Genomic DNA, 16892 nt, shown 5'->3' on the forward strand with positions numbered 1-16892 from the left:
CCGCGCCCGGCGCTACGGGCACGTGGGGCACTCGGCGTGCGGCGCGACGCGTGCGGACTCGCGTCCGCGGCGCACGGCGGTGGCCTTGTGCCCGTTGCACGTGAGCAGTCCGCGCAGCACGTCCGTCCACCGCCGCCGGGGCAGGATCTGCCCCGCGTTCTCGCGGGCGAAGCGAGCGCGTTCGGCGGCTTCGCGGGCGTCGTCGAGTTCTTGGGCGGTCAGTCGGTAGCTGATGTCGGGGTGGGTGTACATGGCGTCTCCTCTGAGATTCGCCACTCAGTCTTCGCTCTGAGGCACTCCCGCCACATCGGACGGAATCCCTATCTTTCGCGCTAGCCGCCTTAGGCGACGCCGTAGCGGTCACGGCCGACTTGCATCGGGATGCCGAGCCACCCGCCTAGCGGAAGCAGGCCGCGTGCGTGATCGGCGTTTCACCGCCGGGGCACCCCGGTGAGGTGCCGCCCGTCGACGCGAACCAGAGCGGTACGGCGACGAGCCAGACGATGACGGCGAGCAGCATGACGATCATCCAGTTGATCGACATGCGATCGCCGTCCAGTCCCCCCGAACCATTCCCCATGGAGAAATATTAGATGGTTCTCATCAAATGGCAACCCGGAACCCGCGCCCGGCTTCAACCCGCGCCCGAGAGCCGCTCGGGTGACTGTCCGAACAGCGATCCGTAGGTGTCGGCGTTTGTGACCAGCGTGCTCGTCGCGGAGGGGAGTATCGCACCGACAGGTCGCCGAGCGCCCCCTTCGCCGGGTGGGGGTCCGCGATGCGGCGCATCGCGCACCCGATGGTCCCGGTGTCGCCCGGCTCGGATGTGGGTGCCTCAATCTTCGCTTTGGCGCCCGACAGGTCGGCACGGGCGTTATCTGCCTATTTGAAGAACGCGAAACTCAGCAGCACGGCACCGACCACGACGATGATCAGCACGGCGCCACCGATGCCGGCCAGCCACGGTATCCAGCGACGATGTCGAAGCTCGTGACGGCTCCTCGACGGAGATCTGGACCCGCGGCGACCATCTGGCTGGCTTGCCACCGACCGCCGTGATTGGCCGTCGGGGCGCCGACCCACCGTGGCCGCGGCCGTGGTCGTGGCGGCCTCGCCGATGAGTTCGTCGGCCTCAGCCGGGCCGCACTCCGGCGCTGCCGTCAGCGCTGTGCGCAGCACACGGACGACGACCTTGAGCGCCGCCACGATCTGCCGGGTCGACTCCTCATACGTCTCGGTCGATCGGCCGTATGGGTCGACGATGTCGTCGTCAGACAGATCGTGCGGCGCGGGGCTCAGCCCCCGGCGCGATGCGACCAGTTCTGAGACCGCACGCACACGGGCGGAGGCATCCGCACCCGCAGCGTCTGCTGCGTGCCGGACGTCGCCATGCGTCAGCTCGGACGCCAGCCTCGCGAACTCCGGGAGAGTGAAGGCCTCACGCACACGGGTCGGGGCCAGGCGCGCGATCTTCCGCCGGTGGCTACGGGACATGCCCAGGATCAGATCGGGTGTGACGAGATCGTCGGCCGTCAGCTCGCGCGACCGATGCGCGGCAGCTGCTTCGGCGTCGACGCCGAGCCGAACAGCGATCGCCTGCATCTGCTCGGGCATCACCGCGTCGACCAGCCCTGCGGTGCCGGCGCTTGATACCTGCACGCCGAGTTCATTTAGGGCGTCAGCGAGCAGCAGCTCGGCCAGCGGCGACCGGCAGATGTTGCCCGTGCAGACGGTGAGGATCTCGAACATGCGTGTGTCTCCAAGATGGGGGCGCGCGCGCAGCATCCCCGGTGCGAAGCGAGCGGTTGGTTCGGTGCAACTCCACACCCGATACCGACCGTACAACTCTATGCTGAAGGCAGGATGAAGCTCATCTCGTACAACCTGCGCAAGCACCGCGCCGCCGCCGAGCTCGAGACGCTCGTCGACACGTACGGTGCCGACCTGCTCTGTCTGCAGGAGTGCGACACTGCCGACATCCCTGGTCAGATCGCTGGGTTGAGGCTGGCGGACGTCACTCATCGCAACCGGTTGGGCTTGGCCGTCTACTTTCGCATGAGCATGTATCGTCCGCTCGAGGTGCGTTCACTGGGCGTGAAGAAGTCGCTGCACGATCGGGTGCTCAAGCCGGCCGAAGAGCGAATGTTGGGGGTGCGGCTGCACGACATCGATCAGGGGCGCGACCTGGTCGTGGCCTCATTCCACGCAGCCCCATTGACGGCGCTGAACTCACTGCGCCGCACGCAGATCCAGGCGGCACTCGCCGAGATCGAGGCGATCGGCCCCGGCTTGCCGGCGCTGATGGTGGGCGACTACAACTACCCGGTCTTCAAAGAGAATCTCAGCCAGAAGATCCGCGAGCAGGGGTATGAACTGACACTCAGCGACCGGCGCACCTACACGCGATATCGGTACTTCCGCGGGCACTACGACTTCGCAACCTCGGTCGGGTTCGAGATCGATCGCATCCGCACCCTGCCCCAGGGTCGCAGTGACCACCTGCCGATCCTGATCACCGCGCACATGACGCACCCTGTTGGTCGCAGCGCCGTCGCGGACGCGGTAGCCTGAGAGCATGTTCATCCTCTGCTTCGTGCTCTTCGTGGCTGGGTTCGCCTGCTTCGGCTACGCCCCCTTCGTCGACGGATGGCAGTCGTTGATCTTCGTGCTCGGCCTGCTGCTGGTCTCGACGGCCATCGGCATCCCGATGCACAAGTCGCGCCACGACCACAAGAGCAGCCAGCTGCCCTGAACCGGTGACCGTGGCCAGCGGCCCGTCCGGCACGGTGCGCCTCCGCTTTGCGGAGGCGCACCGCTTTGCGTGGTGCGCCTCTTTCTGCAGTGCGCTCCGTCCACGGAGTGCATCTCGCGTCGCCCACGGCGCGCGAGCATTTGGCTGTGGTTTCCGAATGCCTTAGACTTTGTCATTGGTGCGCCCACACTGCGGGCGCCCGCGAACGTGAGCCCTCCACTGGCGTGTTCCGCTGCGAGTCGTCGTTTCGACTCGCTTCGCCCGCTTGACGAGCGAAGGCAGAACCACCCCGGAGTGGGATTCACGAACCTCTCCGTTCGATCAAGAAAGCAGCACTACTGTGACGCGCACTTTCACTCCCAAGGCTGGCGAAGTCCAGCGCGAATGGCTGGTCATCGACGCCACTGACGTCGTGCTCGGCCGCCTGGCATCGCACGCCGCCGCTCTTCTGAGGGGCAAGCACAAGGCGACCTTCGCCAACCACATCGACAGCGGCGACTTCGTCGTCATCGTCAACGCCGACAAGGTCGCCCTGACCGGCCAGAAGCTCCAGAAGAAGATGGCCTACCGCCACTCGGGCTACCCGGGCGGGCTCAAGGCGGTCTCGTACTCCGAGCTGCTCGAGAAGAACCCCGTCCGCGCGGTCGAGAAGGCCGTTCGCGGCATGCTCCCCAAGAACAGCCTGGGCGCCCAGCAGCTGAAGAAGCTGAAGGTCTACGCCGGCGCCGAGCACCCGCACGCCGCCCAGCAGCCCAAGACGTACACCTTCGACCAGGTCGCCCAGTAAGCGCCGCAGACACAAAGGACATATCTCGTGGCGAACAACGACTCCACCGAACTGACCAACTACTCGACCGAGAGCGCGGCCGAGCAGGCCGCTGAGGCGGCCCCCCGCCCCGTGCTCAGCGTTCCGGGCGCGGCCGTCGGCCGTCGCAAGCAGGCCATCGCCCGCGTGCGCCTGATCCCGGGCAGCGGCACGATCACCATCAACGGCCGCACGTTCGAGGACTACTTCCCGAACAAGCTGCACCAGCAGCTGGTCACCGACCCCTTCACAGTTCTGAACCTCACCGGCGCCTACGACGTCATCGCGCGTATCCACGGCGGCGGCGACTCGGGCCAGGCCGGTGCCCTGCGCCTGGGCATCGCCCGCGCGCTGAACGAGATCGACGCGGAGAACAACCGGCCGACCCTCAAGAAGGCCGGCTACCTCTCGCGCGACGCCCGCGTCAAGGAGCGCAAGAAGGCAGGTCTCAAGAAGGCCCGCAAGGCTCCTCAGTACTCGAAGCGCTGATCGGCCGATGCCGCTTTTCGGCACCGATGGCGTGAGGGGGCTGGCCAACGGCCCCCTCACCGCCGATCTCGCCCTGACCTTGGCCCAGGCGACCGCCGTCGTCCTGGGCCAGGGCCGTTCCGCCGACGCGCGCCGCGCCGCCGGCAAACGCCTCACGGCGGTTGTCGCGCGCGACCCGCGTGTGTCGGGGGAGTTCCTGGCGGCGGCCGTTGCCGCGGGTCTTGCCGCCTCGGGCGTGGACGTGCTCGACGCCGGGGTCATCCCGACACCTGCCGCCGCGTTCTTGATCGGATCGATCGACGCCGACTTCGGCGTCATGGTCTCGGCATCCCACAACCCCGCGCCCGACAACGGCATCAAGATCTTCGCCCGCGGCGGCGTGAAGCTGCCCGACATCGTCGAGCAGCGCATCGAGGAGGCCATGGCCGGCCCGATGCTGCTGCCCACGGGCGCCGACGTCGGCCGCATCCGCCGGTTCGCCGACGCCGAGGACCGCTACGTCGTGCACCTGCTGGCCTCGCTGCCGCACCGGCTCGAGGGCATCCACGTGGTGCTCGACTGCGCGAACGGCGCCGCATCGGGCGTCTCGCCCGAGACGTTCCGGGATGCCGGAGCCCAGGTCACCGTGGTCGGGGCCGACCCCGACGGGGTGAACATCAACGACGGCGTCGGCTCGACCCACATCGACAAGCTGGCCGCCGAGGTCGTGCGGCTGGGCGCCGACGTGGGGATCGCGCACGACGGCGACGCCGACCGATGCCTGGCGGTGGATGCCGCGGGCAACATCGTCGACGGCGACCAGATCATGGCGATCCTGGCCGTGGCGATGAAGGAGCGCGGCGCGCTCGTGTCGAACACGTTGGTGGCGACCGTGATGAGCAACCTCGGGCTGCACCGGGCGATGACCGCGCACGGCATCCTCGTCGAGCAGACCGCGGTCGGCGACCGGTACGTGCTCGAGCGCATGAACGAGGGCGGCTTCGCGCTCGGCGGCGAACAGTCGGGCCACGTCATCATGAGCGAGTACGCGACGACCGGCGATGGACTGCTGACCGGCCTGCATCTGCTCTCGCGCATGGCCGAGACGGGCAAGTCTCTGGCCGAGCTGGCGTCGGTGATGACGGTGTACCCGCAGGTGCTCGTCAACGTGAAGGGCGTCGACCGCACGCAGGTCGCGCACCCGCTCGTCGCGTCCGCGGTCGCCGAAGCCGAGGCATCCCTCGGCGACACCGGCCGCGTGCTGCTGCGCGCCTCGGGCACCGAGCCGCTCGTGCGCGTGATGGTCGAGGCGTCCGACGCCGACGTGGCGTCCGAGATCGCCGGACGGCTGGCCGACGTCGTGCGCGAGCACCTCGCGCTGCCGGCGTAGCGGCCTCGTTGCCGCGCGGGATCGCGTCAGCGCGCCACGCGGGTCACGGCATCGCCGGCCCACACGTAGGTGTTGGTCGACGTCGTCGTGATAGCGACCGGCCCGTTCGTCGCAGCATCTGATGCACAGCCCACAGCTGAGGCGGCTTCGCCCGAACCTTTGGCATACCGTGTCAGGGCGATGCCTTTGCAGTCGGGGTCGCCTGTGTGCGCCACGATGAGGTCGCCGGATGCCACGGCCAGCGCGACCACGTTCTTCGACGCCATCTCTTTCCAGTCGCCGTCGCCGCGAACATAGGCCCGGCCGTCGCAGATGAGGCTGACGATGGCTCCGGTCGCGCGCAGGCCGTATGCGTCGGCGCAGGGAGCGGCGAAGTCGTCTCCCGGGGATACGACTGTGCCGGCATCATCGAGAGCGAGATACCGGGACGGGTCAAGCGAGCGCGCATCCGGTTCCCAGTACTTGCCCGCCGAGAAGCTGCGCAGCCCTGTGGGCTTGCAGCCGTCGCCGACACCGGTCACCATCTCTGCGCCGTCTCTTCCCAGTGGGTCGAGTGACGCCACCTGGGCGATGCCGCGATATCGCGGCGTGATGTCGAACCATGTTCGGCCGCCGTCGATCGAGCGTTCGACGAGCGGTTCGGTCTTTCCGCACAGGCCGGCGGTGGCGCGCCACATGGCGTCGGCGCTTGCGATGATGAAGCGCTGGTCGGCTGCCGGCGACGCCTTGGTCTCTGCTGTCTTCGTTGGGGTCGGCGAGGCGGGCGCAACGGTGGGCGTTCCGATTCCGGGCAGTTGATCCGGCGCCGCGGGCGTGTCATCGCGCAGCAGTGCGGCGGCCACGAGGCCGGCGACGACGACAGCGACCGCGATGAGGACCCACACCGCCCAGGCTTTGATGCCCGAGCCGCCCGATGACTGCGCCATCGGCTAGCGCCTCGTGCGGCTGCCGTCTTGCGACGCCGCGCGCGTCGGCTGCTCGGGCCGCGGGTCGATGAGGTCGTCGAACGGCGAGCGTTCTTCTTCGGGCTCGGCTGCGGCCCGCTGCTGTGCGGCGAGTCGCTGGGCGGCCTGCTGGGCCGCGGCCAGCTGCTGCTGCGTCGTCGCCTGTTGCGCGGCCGCAGGTCGAGGATGCACAGAAAGTGGAGCAGGGGCAGATGAGGCATTGCGTCGCCGCTGTGCCACGGTGCTGGACGCGCTCTTCTTCTTACCGCGCTTGCCGAGCTTCTTGCGCTCTTTCTCCGTCTCTTCGTTCAGGTAGCCGTATCCGTACGTGTAGTATGCGTCAGGCCCCCGCGTGGCGACCATGGTCAGTGCCACGCCCGCGGTCTTCGCCCCGATCGTGTTGAGCGATTCGAGTGCCCCGTGCAGCTGGTGGCGGTTCGTCCTGCCCGCCGCGACGACCACGATCGCTCCGCTGGTCGCGTGAGCGAGGATGGCGGCATCCGTCACCGGCAGCAGCGGGGGAGCGTCGCACAACACGACGTCGAAGTCGCGCTCGAGCACGCCCAGCAGGGCACGCATCTGCTCGCTGCCGAGCAGTTCGCTCGGGTTCGGAGGGATTCGGCCGGCGGGCATGACGTACAGGCTGCGTCCGCCCCAGGGCAGCATGACATCGCCGACGCGTGTGCGTCCGATGAGTACGTCGGTGAGTCCGACGCCGCCCTCGATGCCCAGGTACTCGGCGACCTTCGGCTTGCGCAGGTCCGCGTCGAGCAGGGCTACCCTCTTGCCCGCATCCGCGAGCGCGATCGCGAGGTTGATCGTCGTGGTCGACTTGCCCTCGGCGGCCAGGCTGGACGTGATGACGAAGCTCGCGCGGCCGCCCATGTCGAGGAACTGCAGGTTCGTGCGCATCGTCCGGAACGACTCGGCCAGCGGGCTGAGGGGGTCGGCGTGCACGATCAGCGGACGCTCCGAGACTTTGGGATCGTGCGCGATCGCGCCGATGACGGGGGCGTTGGTCACCTGCTCGACGTCGCGCGGAGTGCGGACGCGGGTGTCGAGGATCGTTCGCAGCAGGGCTACGCCGATGCCGCCAGCCAGACCCAGCAGCAGGCCGAGAGTGAGGAAGAGCGGGACTTTCGGGCTGGATGGGAGCCGTGGAGTCACAGCGGCTGTCACGGTGGTGAGCTTGACCGGGCTCGCATCGCCTCCACCGGATGACTCGATCGTCTTAACGGCATTCGACAGGCTGGCGCTCAACCCGTTCGCGATCTCAGCCGCTGTCTTCGGGTTGGCATTCGTCACCGTAATCGTGATCAGCGTGGTGTTCACTGCGCTGGAAGCCGACACCGCCCCAGGGGAGACCTTAACGCCGAGATCCTCGCTCACCGGGTCCATGACGAGTGGCGTGGTGACAAGGTTCGTATACGTGTTCACACGTGCGAGGGTGAACGCGTTTCCCTGCTGGAGGTCGGAGATCGTGTCGCCGGTCTGTGTGGAGACGAAGACGGTGCTGGACGCCTGGAACTCGGGCGTGCGCGTCAGCGAGTAGACGGCCGCAGCGCCGATGCCGATCAGCGTGACGAGCGCGATGAGGATCCAGTTCTTGCGCAGGATCCGGATGTAGTCGGTGAGCTCCATGCTGCCTTCCGGGCGTGCCCCGATCACTTCGCGTACCGGTGTGATAGATGATGAACACGTCAATCCTGCCACACGAGTTCCTTTGTCGCCTGGGCAACGCGGAGGGCGGCGGAGAGTCTCGTGGTGGCATTGCGGTGCGCGTAGACCGCGCGCAAGGGTGTGGAATAATGACGACGGGCTGAGCGGTCGCTGTTGGGAGTTGAGGTTCTTGGTGGGGTTTGCGGTGGATCGGACCGAGTTGACGCACACTCCGACATATTCACGGCACCGCGCGCTTGGCCAGATCGGGCTCGATACGCTGGCGTGGGGCGTGGGTCTCACAGCCGCAGAGATCCTGCGATACGAGTTCGCCGTCGAGCGCGTGTGGTGGCCGAGTCTCATTGGCCTGGTCGTGCTCTCCGGGGCGGTACAGGCGCTGGTCGGCTGGTTGTACCAGCTGTACCGCGGCCGGTATGCGTACGGAAGCTTCGAAGAGGTGCGCGCCCTGTCGGCAACTGTTGGCGTCACCGGGCTGCTGCTGATCATCCCGGCGCTGGCATTCTCCGTGCCCCTCCGTATTCCCCGCGCCACGGTGTTCATCGCCGCGCCGATCACCCTCATCCTCATGCTCAGCATGCGGTATCTGCGACGGCTGACCTGGGAGCGCCGTCTCCGCCCGAGTAATACGGCGATGCCCGTTCTCGTCTATGGCGCAGGCAGCATCGGCTCGCGGCTCGTGCGGGTGCTCTCCACAGAGAGACAGGCGGCCCACCGTATCGTCGGACTCCTCGATGACAGTCCATCGAAGAGTAACGCTCAGATCCGTGATGTGCGTGTCCTCGGCACGCTCGACGATCTCGCACAGGCCGCAGAGTCGACCGGAGCCGAGGCCGTAGTCATCGCGATCGGCCGCGCCGATGCCGAGCTCATGCGCCGGGTGCAGGATGCGGCGAACGATGCCGGTTTGAAAGTGAAGGTCATGCCGCCCTTCGCTGAACTGCTCGACAACAAGAGGCGCGTCACCGACCTCCGAGACATCTCGATCGAAGATCTCATCGGTCGGCAGGCAGTGGACACGCATGTCGAGTCCATTGCCGGCTACATCACGGGCAAACGCGTTCTCGTCACCGGGGCGGGTGGCTCCATCGGGTCCGAACTCTGCCGCCAGATCGTGAAGTTCGGCCCCTCCGAGCTCATGATGCTCGATCGTGACGAGACTGGTCTGCAGCAGGCGCAGCTCGGGACCGCCGGCCATGGCCTGCTTGACACTCGAGATGTGGTCTTGGCCGACATCCGTGACCGGGAGGCACTGTCGCGGATCTTCGCAGAGCGCCGCCCCGAGGTCGTGTTCCACGCCGCCGCGCTCAAACACCTGCCCATGCTCGAGCAGTACCCGGACGAAGCATGGAAGACGAATGTTCTCGGCACATTGAATGTGATCCAGGCCGCGCGCACCGTGGACGTCAGCACGTTCGTGAACGTCTCCACTGACAAGGCTGCGAACCCGACCAGTGTGCTCGGCCATTCGAAGCGCGTCGCCGAGAAGCTCACGGCGTGGGCGTCGAGTGAAGGTGAGGGTCGCTACCTGTCGGTTCGGTTCGGAAACGTCATCGGGAGTCGCGGGTCGATGCTACCGACGTTCCGTTCGCTCATCGAGGCCGGTGGACCCCTGACGGTGACCCATCCCGACGTGACCCGGTACTTCATGACGATTCCCGAGGCATGTCAGCTCGTCGTGCAGGCCGGCGGGATCGGAAGGAAGGGCGAAGTGCTGATCCTCGACATGGGCGAGCCAGTGCGCATCCTCGACGTCGCAAAACGGATGATCGAGATGTCGGGGAAAGACGTCGAGATCGTCTTCACCGGGCTCCGTGTGGGCGAGAAGCTGCACGAAGATCTCGTCGGGCGATCGGAACACACGGCGCGCCCCTTCCACCCCAAGATCTCGCACGCGACAGTCGACTCCATCTCACCGGAGCGCCTCGACAAGGCAGGCTGGGAGGCCAGGATGTTTGCCAGTCCGCGCACCAATGACACGTCGGTCCTCTCGGTGGCACCCCTGGCTGATGGCACCGCTCCGTGAACGACCGAATCTACCTGTCGTCGCCTGACGTGGGTGAGCACGAGGAGCAGGCGATCGTCGCAGCCATCCGTTCCGGGTGGATCGCTCCGCTCGGCCCCGACGTGGATGCCTTCGAACGGGAACTGACAGAACGCGTAGGAGTGGCCCACGGCGTGGCCCTCAGCTCCGGCACAGCGGCGCTTCACCTGGGCCTTCTCGCGTTGGGCGTTGGATGTGGTGATGTTGTCGTGACATCGACGATGACGTTCGCGGCCACCGCGAATGCGATCGTCTACACCGGAGCTGAGCCGTACTTCGTGGACTGTCTGCCGACCACGGGGAACATGGATCCCGACCTTCTGCGCGACGCTCTGAAGTCATTGCGGGCGGCGGGTGAACGCATCGCGGCCGTCGTGCCCGTCGACCTTCTCGGGAAGGCCGTCGACTACACGAATATCCTCGCCATCGCCGGCGAGTTCGATGTGCCCGTGCTTGCCGACGCTGCCGAGTCGCTCGGAGCGACACATCTGGGCCGCGCCGTGGGGAGTTTCGGTCGAGCGTCAGCCGTGTCGTTCAATGGCAACAAGATCATGACCACGTCCGGCGGTGGAATGCTGCTGACCGACGATGAGGACGTTGCGAAGCATGCCCGTTACCTTGCGACGCAGGCCCGGCAACCTGTCTTGCACTACGAGCACACTGACATCGGCTACAACTACCGGATGAGCAATCTGCTTGCTGCGCTCGGTCGTGCACAACTGTCGAGACTGGACGAGATGATCGGGCGGCGGCGTGAGATGCGTGAGCTGTATCGGCGTGTGTTCGCCGGTGTCAACGGGGTGGAGATCTTCGGCGGGGACGATGACGACGCTGACAACGTATGGCTGACCTCGGTCTTAGTGGATCCGGATATCGCCGGCTGGCGGCCGGGCGAGCTCTCCGCCGCGCTCGCCGCGGAGAACATCGAGAGCCGTCCGCTGTGGAAGCCGATGCACCTTCAGCCGGTGTTCGCGGAGCACCGCGGTGTCATCAACGGCTCGTCGGAGCGGTTGTTCGAACTGGGGCTGACACTGCCGAGCGGCTCGGCGCTGACGGGTGCGCAGCGTGATCGGACCGTCGCGGAGATCCGCGGGTTCTTGAAGGATCGGTAACGCGTGGGCGTCTTTTCGCCGGGAGGGGGCTCCGTCGGCTCGGATTTCGAGTCTCTATCGGAGTCCGAGCTCATAGGCGGACAGGTTCCTCCTTGGGAGGTTGGTGGTCGGACCACAGCCTATGTGGAGACCGGACGCCAGGCCCTTGCGCTGATGGAGCAGGTGCTGCGCCAGCGTGGTCGCGACAGACTCCTGGTCCCTGGACTCCTGTGTGATTCGATGATCGGACCATTTGTCTCGCGCGGATGGCGCGTCAGATCCCTGGGGTTGCGCGAAGATCTAGGGTTGCCCGAAAGCGCGTTGGCGGAACTCGAATGTGACGCGACGAGAACTGTGTTGTTGCTGTCTGCGTATTTCGGTCATCGCCCAGACTCGGTACACAGGGCGGTCGCCGAGCGCGCGTCGGCGCTTGGGATGGTTGTCATTGAAGATGAGACGCATCGCGTTTTCACCCCTGGTGGTGTGATCTCCGACTTCGTCTTTGCGAGCCTACGCAAGCTGCTGCCCGTAGGAGACGGCGCGTACATCCAAGGAGATCCAGAGGTTATCGACGCCGTGATGGCGCTCCGGGAGAGCGACTCCCGCCGATGGGACTCCATGGACGCGAAACGCGATGCCCTCCGGCGGGGTGTGGACACGGGTTATCGGGCATCATTCCTCGAAGAGAACGCGAGGCTTGAAAAGGAAGAACGACGGTTCCGCGCAACGGGGCGCTCGGTGGAGACGCTCAAGGCGCTTCCGTATGAAGTGATGGCTCGTCGCCGCGTGGTGAACGCGGCAGTGTTGCATGATCGGCTGAAGTTGTTGGGTATTTCCGCTTTGCCAGTCCGCACGGGCGACGTGCCCTCGCACCTCGTCGTGAAAGTTGAAGATCCCCAGGGCCTTCAACGTCGCCTCGCTCACCATAAGGTGTACTGCGCCATTCACTGGCCACGCGTCAACGGGGTAGAGGGACTCCGGACCTGGCGAAACGACCTTCTTTCAGTGCCGATCGATCACCGTTACGGGCCCACCGATGTCTCTCGGGTCGCTGAGGTATTTGCGGAAGAGTTCGCCCGATGAATGTCACCTGGTTCGACAACGACACCGGTTTCAGCGTCTATCAGTCGAAAAGTTATGGTCAGGCCGCCGCGATGATGACGGGCGCCCAGTGGGATGTTATAGGCGACGAAGCGGGCCTTTGGCGGTTGCCGCTGTGCCTGTCGAAGGTCGGTGGCACTGAGCATCTGGACGCCGTCTCGCCTTATGGCTATCCAGGGATAGCCATAGATCCGCGTCTGGGGGCAAGCAAAATCGCTCTAGCGTGGAGCCAGACCCTTGATGCCCTCGCCGAGCGGGACGTCGTATCTGTTTTTCTCCGATTCGCTCCCTATCGCGACGGCATCGAGCAGATGCATATGCTCCCCGGGCTCACGCTTCTTGAGCTTTCCGAAACCGTTATTGTCGATCTCGGGGACGTGACGGTGATGTGGACGGGTATGCACGGACGATCCCGCACGGCAATACGCAAAGCGGAACGCGAAGGCCTTCGAGGCAGAGTGATCGTGGAGAAGCCTCTGCAATTGGGGGCGAGCAGCGGATTTCGACGGGTGTACGAGACGGCCATGAACCGTGTGAACGCGACAAGTGCGCATCGACACGGGGATGCGTACTACGACACGTTGGCTCAAGCCGATGATGTACAGATGCGCCTCGTAGAAGTGGTTGACGGTGACGGCACGGTCGTAGCAGCCACGCTTCTGCTTATCGACAAAGAAGCGGTCCACTACCACCTCTCCGGGTCGTTCCTGGGGGCTGCCAAGAGCGGGGCCAACAACCTCCTTATCTGGACTGCGATGAAATGGGCCGCAGAACACGGATTTACGCGCCTCCACCTCGGAGGGGGCACTTCTCGGGCAGACGGCCTCTTCAAGTTCAAGGCATCTTTCGGGGGGCGCGTGCTCCCCTTCTTCGTCGGGCGCCTCGTCGTTCAGCCAGACACCTACGAGGCCCTGACCATCAAGCGTGCGCATGAGTTGGGGGCGTCGCCCGCTGAGCTTCGGGCGTCTTCGTTCTTCCCGGCGTATCGGGTGGTCGCATGAGGACAACAGCTGCGGTTTACCTGCGCCTTAGGGGCATCGGAGATCGTGTCTTTGCTGCGGTGGCCATTGTCGTCTTGTCGCCGGTGCTTGCGGTGATAGCTATCGCAGTGCGAACGCGGATGGGGTCGCCGGTCTTGTTCAGTCAACAACGGGTCGGCCAATACGGCCGAATATTCTCCATCCACAAGTTCCGCACGATGGTTAACGATGCTGAGCAGCGGGGAGGGGGCTACATGCCCCCTGAACTGAATTTGATTCCGCCGCTAGGTGCGTTTCTGCGCCGTACAAGCTTGGACGAGCTACCACAACTCTTCAACATCCTCAAGGGAGAGATTTCCATCGTTGGTCCACGACCCGCGTTGCCAAGTCAGTACGCGCGTTATACGCCACGGCAAGCCGGGCGGGTCCTCGTTCCGCAGGGTCTCACCGGTCTGGCGCAGGTGCTTCATCGGAACGAGGCGCCCTGGTCGGTCCGGATCGAAACAGACTTGCGTTATATCGAAAGGATTGGCCCGTGTACCGATATGCGGATAATGCTATTGACGATTGGGCGGGTGTTCCGTGGAGCTGGTGTGCGAAGCGATCAGACGGCTGCAGAGGTAGACGACTTGGGCCCGGACCCCGTGAAAGGTGAACATGATGCTGACTGACGGCACGATCTCGCTTCGCCCACTCGAGCGCACGGACCTATCGTTCCTGCGAGACTTAGCCAACGACCCTGAGGTACGGGGGAACGTCGTCGGGTGGGATTGGCCATTGTCGCTCGACGGACAGGAGCGGTGGTTCGACCGAGGCGTGGAATCGGACCGTGCTCGACGATTCCTAATTGAACTGACTGATGGTCGAAAGATCGGGCTGACCGGACTCTGGGACATCGACTGGCGCAACCGAACAGCGATGTCGGCCATCAAGATCGGTGGGGGTGAAGACGTCCGTGGGCATGGCTACGGCACGCGCGCGATTCGGCTCGTGACGGCTTTCGCTTTCCATGATGTGGGGCTCAACCGCCTGTACGCGCAGGTGCTGGCGTTCAACGAGGCTTCGCTCGGTGTTTATCGAGACAAGTGCGGCTGGCAGGTCGAAGGCACGTCACGACAGCACGTGTGGCGACGTGATCGGTACTGGGATCTTGTGCATCTTGGAATCCTGAGAGACGAGTTCGATTCCACGCTGGGAGATACATGAGCATCGAGCCCGATCGAGTGGTGTGGATCATCAACCATTACACGACCATTCCCTCGCGCGATGGGGCCGGAGCGAGGCATTTCCGGCTATCCCAAGAGTTGTCTGCTCGGGGCTGGCGGCCCGTCCTTTTCCTCGCCAGCACCACGCACCCTTCGGGTGACCAGCACCTGGTGGACGCTTCGGCGCGCCGCATCGGAGTCGATGAGGGTATTCCGTATGTGATGGTGAAAGCGCCCGCCTACAACGGCGGAGTCGCACGGCTGCGGAACATGGTGACCTTTGCTGCCAAGCTTCTCGCGCCGCGAACCACGCGCGGTGTTCCTGTGCCGGACGTCGTCGTGGGCAGCACAGTTCACTTGCTTGCCGCATGGTCCGCGCTCCGACTCGCGCGGCGGCATCATGTGCCGTTCGTGTTCGAGATCCGTGACATCTGGCCAGAGTCTCTGGTCGACCTCGGCAGGATGAGCGAGCGAAGCCTCCTTGCACGCGTGATGAAGCGGTTTTCGCGGTACTTGTGTGAAAGAGCCGCGCTCGTACTGTCACCTTTGCCCGGCGTCCGCGACTACCTCGACGAGATGGGGCTGCACACGACGCCGTTCTGTTGGGTGTCTAACGGTGTGGATTTTCCGGATGATGAGGTCGATCCCCCTCGACCCGAGATCGATGAATTCACGATTATGTATCTGGGTTCCCACGGCAATGCCAACGGGCTCGAAGGGTTGATCGATGCCTTCGACCGGGCTTCCAAGGACATCGCCGGATCGCGAAGGCTGCAACTTCGTCTTGTTGGAGACGGGTCGCAGAAGGAAGCACTCCGGAAACAAGCGAAGAATCTACGGTCAGCCGATCATATCGTGTTCGAACGCCGAATCCCGAGGACAGAAGTTGTTGCACGTGCCCGTGAAGCGGACGCGCTCGTCGTGAACATTGAGGACCTTCCAGTCTATCGGTTCGGGATCTCCCTGAACAAGCTCTATGACTACATGGTTTCAGGTCGACCAACAATCATCGCGTCCAACGCCGTCAATAATCCGATCGCCGAAGCGAACGCGGGGATCCACGTTCCTGCCGGTGATCCATTCATGCTTGCGGAAGCGATTCGCCGGATGAGCGGACTGACGGCGGAGCAACGTCGGGAAATGGGTGCGCGTGGGGCGGAATTTGTCAGACAACATTACACGTATGAAGCGCTCGGTGCGGCCTTGGCCGAATCCCTCACCGAACTGCTCGACTCTGAACTGACGGCGAGCCGAAAGACGAGATGATGCCCAAACTCAATCGACCCGATTCCGTGATCCATGTCTCGTCCGCGCATCCTTATACCGACAACCGAATCCATTATCGGGAATGTCAATCGCTGGCGGATGCGGGGTTCGATGTCAGCCTCATAGCAGTTGATACGCCGGTTCCCGGCCCGCCATCACGAATCAGCGTGATAAAGATCCCTCGTCGAAGCAGGCTCAGGCGCATGCTCTTTTCGAGCATGCAGGCAATCTCCCTGGCAATTCGTTCCGGTGCGAAGATCGTTCATCTTCACGATCCAGAACTCATTCCATACATTCCAGTCCTTCGCCTCATGCGGCGTACTGTGATCTTCGACGCGCATGAAGATCTACCTAGTCAGGTCTTGAACAAGTCGTATCTCTCCCCGACTACGGCGAGGGTGATGAGTATCCTTGCAAAGGGTCTACTGCAGATCGTGAGACTGTGCAATTTGGTCATCGCAGCAACTGAAACCATCGCTGACCGCGCCCCGAATAGGAACGTTGTGGTGGTTCACAACTACCCGCCTCTGCGCGACCAGGAGGCAGCAGCAGTCGTCAAGAGCATCAACGACAGGCCGGCAAAGGTCGTGTATGTCGGAGGGATGTCAGCGGAGCGTGGCGCCGTGGTGATGGTCAATGCTCTTGCCGAGGAGAGCATGCCGGAAGGCTGGAGATTGAACCTGGCAGGCGTCGGGGCGCCGGCGCTCATGAAGATGCTTGCTGAGCAAGCTGGATGGGATCGGGTTGACTACGTCGGGCAGATTCCGCCCGACGAGGCACGCGACCTGATTCTCGCCAGCCGTGTTGGGCTCGTGGTGTTTCAGGACAACCCCGCCCACCGAGACTCCCTTCCAACGAAGATGTTCGAGTATTTCGCGGCCGGGGTTCCAGTTATCGCGTCCGATTTTCCGCTCTGGCGGACGATTGTGCAGGAACACGCGTGCGGTCAGCTGATCCAACATGACTCACCGAGCGACGTGGCGGAAGCGTTGAGACTTTATGCGTCTAACCCTCAGTTGCTCGCCGAGCACTCCCGGAACGCACGTGAGTTGGCATTGACGACGTTGAATTGGAGTCCAGAGGGGCAGAATCTGGTCGACGCCTACCGGCGCTCGTCGCCGTTGTCGGCAGACCATGAGTGATGAACAACGTGGCTCGGGATGGCTCTC

At 64.6% G+C, this 16892-nt stretch carries 18 protein-coding genes; 13 read left to right on the forward strand and 5 right to left on the reverse strand.

What is annotated here, in order from left to right; genetic code table 11:
- Positions 1–12: 12 nt before the first annotated feature.
- From AC3RX0_RS00395 to AC3RX0_RS00405, 3 genes are all read right to left on the reverse strand, one after another.
- A complete protein-coding gene (locus AC3RX0_RS00395; RefSeq protein WP_491503966.1) occupies positions 13–252 on the reverse strand; it encodes a hypothetical protein in 240 nt (79 codons plus the stop codon).
- A 145-nt stretch (positions 253–397) separates the two neighbouring features.
- Positions 398–580 carry a hypothetical protein gene (locus AC3RX0_RS00400; RefSeq protein WP_491503967.1) on the reverse strand — a complete coding sequence of 61 codons (183 nt, stop codon included), beginning with the start codon at positions 578–580 and terminating at the stop codon, positions 398–400.
- Positions 581–882: 302 nt separating this feature from the next.
- A complete protein-coding gene (locus AC3RX0_RS00405) occupies positions 883–1785 on the reverse strand; it encodes an arsenate reductase/protein-tyrosine-phosphatase family protein (RefSeq protein WP_491505340.1) in 903 nt (300 codons plus the stop codon).
- Positions 1786–1863: 78 nt separating this feature from the next.
- On the opposite strand from AC3RX0_RS00405, the gene AC3RX0_RS00410 reads away from it, so the two are divergent.
- The 5 genes from AC3RX0_RS00410 (at position 1864) to glmM (ending at position 5415) form a co-directional block, all read left to right on the forward strand.
- Positions 1864–2571 (forward strand): endonuclease/exonuclease/phosphatase family protein, encoded by a 708-nt coding sequence (locus AC3RX0_RS00410; protein WP_491503968.1) that lies wholly within the window; start codon positions 1864–1866, stop codon positions 2569–2571.
- 4 nt (positions 2572–2575) lie between these two features.
- Positions 2576–2752: a hypothetical protein gene (locus AC3RX0_RS00415; RefSeq protein ID WP_491503969.1), complete on the forward strand. Its 177-nt coding sequence runs from the start codon at positions 2576–2578 to the stop codon at positions 2750–2752.
- Positions 2753–3092: 340 nt separating this feature from the next.
- Complete coding sequence (rplM, locus tag AC3RX0_RS00420) at positions 3093–3539, forward strand: 50S ribosomal protein L13 (protein ID WP_491503970.1); 447 nt, start codon at positions 3093–3095, stop codon at positions 3537–3539.
- Positions 3540–3566: 27 nt separating this feature from the next.
- Complete coding sequence (gene rpsI, locus AC3RX0_RS00425) at positions 3567–4046, forward strand: 30S ribosomal protein S9 (protein ID WP_491503971.1); 480 nt, start codon at positions 3567–3569, stop codon at positions 4044–4046.
- Between the two features lie 7 nt (positions 4047–4053).
- Positions 4054–5415, forward strand: a complete 1362-nt coding sequence (gene glmM / locus AC3RX0_RS00430; RefSeq protein ID WP_491503972.1) for a phosphoglucosamine mutase — start codon at positions 4054–4056, stop codon at positions 5413–5415.
- Positions 5416–5441: 26 nt separating this feature from the next.
- Here the strand turns inward: glmM and AC3RX0_RS00435 are convergent, their stop codons facing one another.
- Together AC3RX0_RS00435 and AC3RX0_RS00440 are read right to left on the reverse strand one after the other, a co-directional pair.
- Positions 5442–6257: a hypothetical protein gene (locus AC3RX0_RS00435; protein WP_491503973.1), complete on the reverse strand. Its 816-nt coding sequence runs from the start codon at positions 6255–6257 to the stop codon at positions 5442–5444.
- An 87-nt stretch (positions 6258–6344) separates the two neighbouring features.
- Entirely contained in the window at positions 6345–8000 is a 1656-nt protein-coding gene (locus AC3RX0_RS00440) for a tyrosine-protein kinase domain-containing protein (protein WP_491503974.1), read from the reverse strand.
- Between the two features lie 310 nt (positions 8001–8310).
- Between AC3RX0_RS00440 and AC3RX0_RS00445 the strand changes: the two genes are divergently transcribed.
- The 8 genes from AC3RX0_RS00445 to AC3RX0_RS00480 are packed head-to-tail and all read left to right on the forward strand — an operon-like array spanning position 8311 to position 16865.
- Complete coding sequence (locus tag AC3RX0_RS00445; RefSeq protein WP_498165815.1) at positions 8311–10062, forward strand: polysaccharide biosynthesis protein; 1752 nt, start codon at positions 8311–8313, stop codon at positions 10060–10062.
- Positions 10059–11192: a DegT/DnrJ/EryC1/StrS family aminotransferase gene (locus tag AC3RX0_RS00450; protein WP_491503976.1), complete on the forward strand. Its 1134-nt coding sequence runs from the start codon at positions 10059–10061 to the stop codon at positions 11190–11192. Before AC3RX0_RS00445 ends, AC3RX0_RS00450 begins: the two co-directional genes overlap by 4 nt.
- A 3-nt stretch (positions 11193–11195) precedes the next feature.
- On the forward strand, positions 11196–12254 hold the full coding sequence (locus AC3RX0_RS00455) for a hypothetical protein (protein ID WP_491503977.1): 1059 nt from the start codon (positions 11196–11198) through the stop codon (positions 12252–12254).
- Positions 12251–13273, forward strand: a complete 1023-nt coding sequence (locus AC3RX0_RS00460; RefSeq protein WP_491503978.1) for a GNAT family N-acetyltransferase — start codon at positions 12251–12253, stop codon at positions 13271–13273. Before AC3RX0_RS00455 ends, AC3RX0_RS00460 begins: the two co-directional genes overlap by 4 nt.
- A complete protein-coding gene (locus tag AC3RX0_RS00465) occupies positions 13270–13923 on the forward strand; it encodes a sugar transferase (protein WP_491503979.1) in 654 nt (217 codons plus the stop codon). The genes AC3RX0_RS00460 and AC3RX0_RS00465 overlap by 4 nt, the downstream gene beginning before the upstream one ends.
- Entirely contained in the window at positions 13910–14458 is a 549-nt protein-coding gene (locus AC3RX0_RS00470) for a GNAT family N-acetyltransferase (RefSeq protein WP_491503980.1), read from the forward strand. Before AC3RX0_RS00465 ends, AC3RX0_RS00470 begins: the two co-directional genes overlap by 14 nt.
- Positions 14455–15723 (forward strand): glycosyltransferase family 4 protein, encoded by a 1269-nt coding sequence (locus AC3RX0_RS00475; protein WP_491503981.1) that lies wholly within the window; start codon positions 14455–14457, stop codon positions 15721–15723. The genes AC3RX0_RS00470 and AC3RX0_RS00475 overlap by 4 nt, the downstream gene beginning before the upstream one ends.
- Positions 15720–16865 (forward strand): glycosyltransferase, encoded by a 1146-nt coding sequence (locus AC3RX0_RS00480; RefSeq protein WP_491503982.1) that lies wholly within the window; start codon positions 15720–15722, stop codon positions 16863–16865. The genes AC3RX0_RS00475 and AC3RX0_RS00480 overlap by 4 nt, the downstream gene beginning before the upstream one ends.
- Positions 16866–16892 lie beyond the last annotated feature (27 nt).

The sequence above is a fragment of the Microbacterium sp. W1-4-2 genome (genome assembly GCF_058349885.2).

Coding starts and splice junctions, on each gene's coding strand:
- AC3RX0_RS00460 (WP_491503978.1), top strand. CDS start 12,251: ATGAATGTCACCTGGTTCGACAACGACACCGGTTTCAGCGTCTATCAG.
- AC3RX0_RS00415 (WP_491503969.1), top strand. CDS start 2,576: ATGTTCATCCTCTGCTTCGTGCTCTTCGTGGCTGGGTTCGCCTGCTTC.
- AC3RX0_RS00480 (WP_491503982.1), top strand. CDS start 15,720: ATGATGCCCAAACTCAATCGACCCGATTCCGTGATCCATGTCTCGTCC.
- AC3RX0_RS00405 (WP_491505340.1), bottom strand. CDS start 1,785: ATGCTGCGCGCGCGCCCCCATCTTGGAGACACACGCATGTTCGAGATC.
- AC3RX0_RS00395 (WP_491503966.1), bottom strand. CDS start 252: ATGTACACCCACCCCGACATCAGCTACCGACTGACCGCCCAAGAACTC.
- AC3RX0_RS00470 (WP_491503980.1), top strand. CDS start 13,910: ATGATGCTGACTGACGGCACGATCTCGCTTCGCCCACTCGAGCGCACG.
- glmM (WP_491503972.1), top strand. CDS start 4,054: ATGCCGCTTTTCGGCACCGATGGCGTGAGGGGGCTGGCCAACGGCCCC.
- AC3RX0_RS00465 (WP_491503979.1), top strand. CDS start 13,270: ATGAGGACAACAGCTGCGGTTTACCTGCGCCTTAGGGGCATCGGAGAT.
- AC3RX0_RS00410 (WP_491503968.1), top strand. CDS start 1,864: ATGAAGCTCATCTCGTACAACCTGCGCAAGCACCGCGCCGCCGCCGAG.
- AC3RX0_RS00400 (WP_491503967.1), bottom strand. CDS start 580: ATGGGGAATGGTTCGGGGGGACTGGACGGCGATCGCATGTCGATCAAC.
- AC3RX0_RS00475 (WP_491503981.1), top strand. CDS start 14,455: ATGAGCATCGAGCCCGATCGAGTGGTGTGGATCATCAACCATTACACG.
- AC3RX0_RS00440 (WP_491503974.1), bottom strand. CDS start 8,000: ATGGAGCTCACCGACTACATCCGGATCCTGCGCAAGAACTGGATCCTC.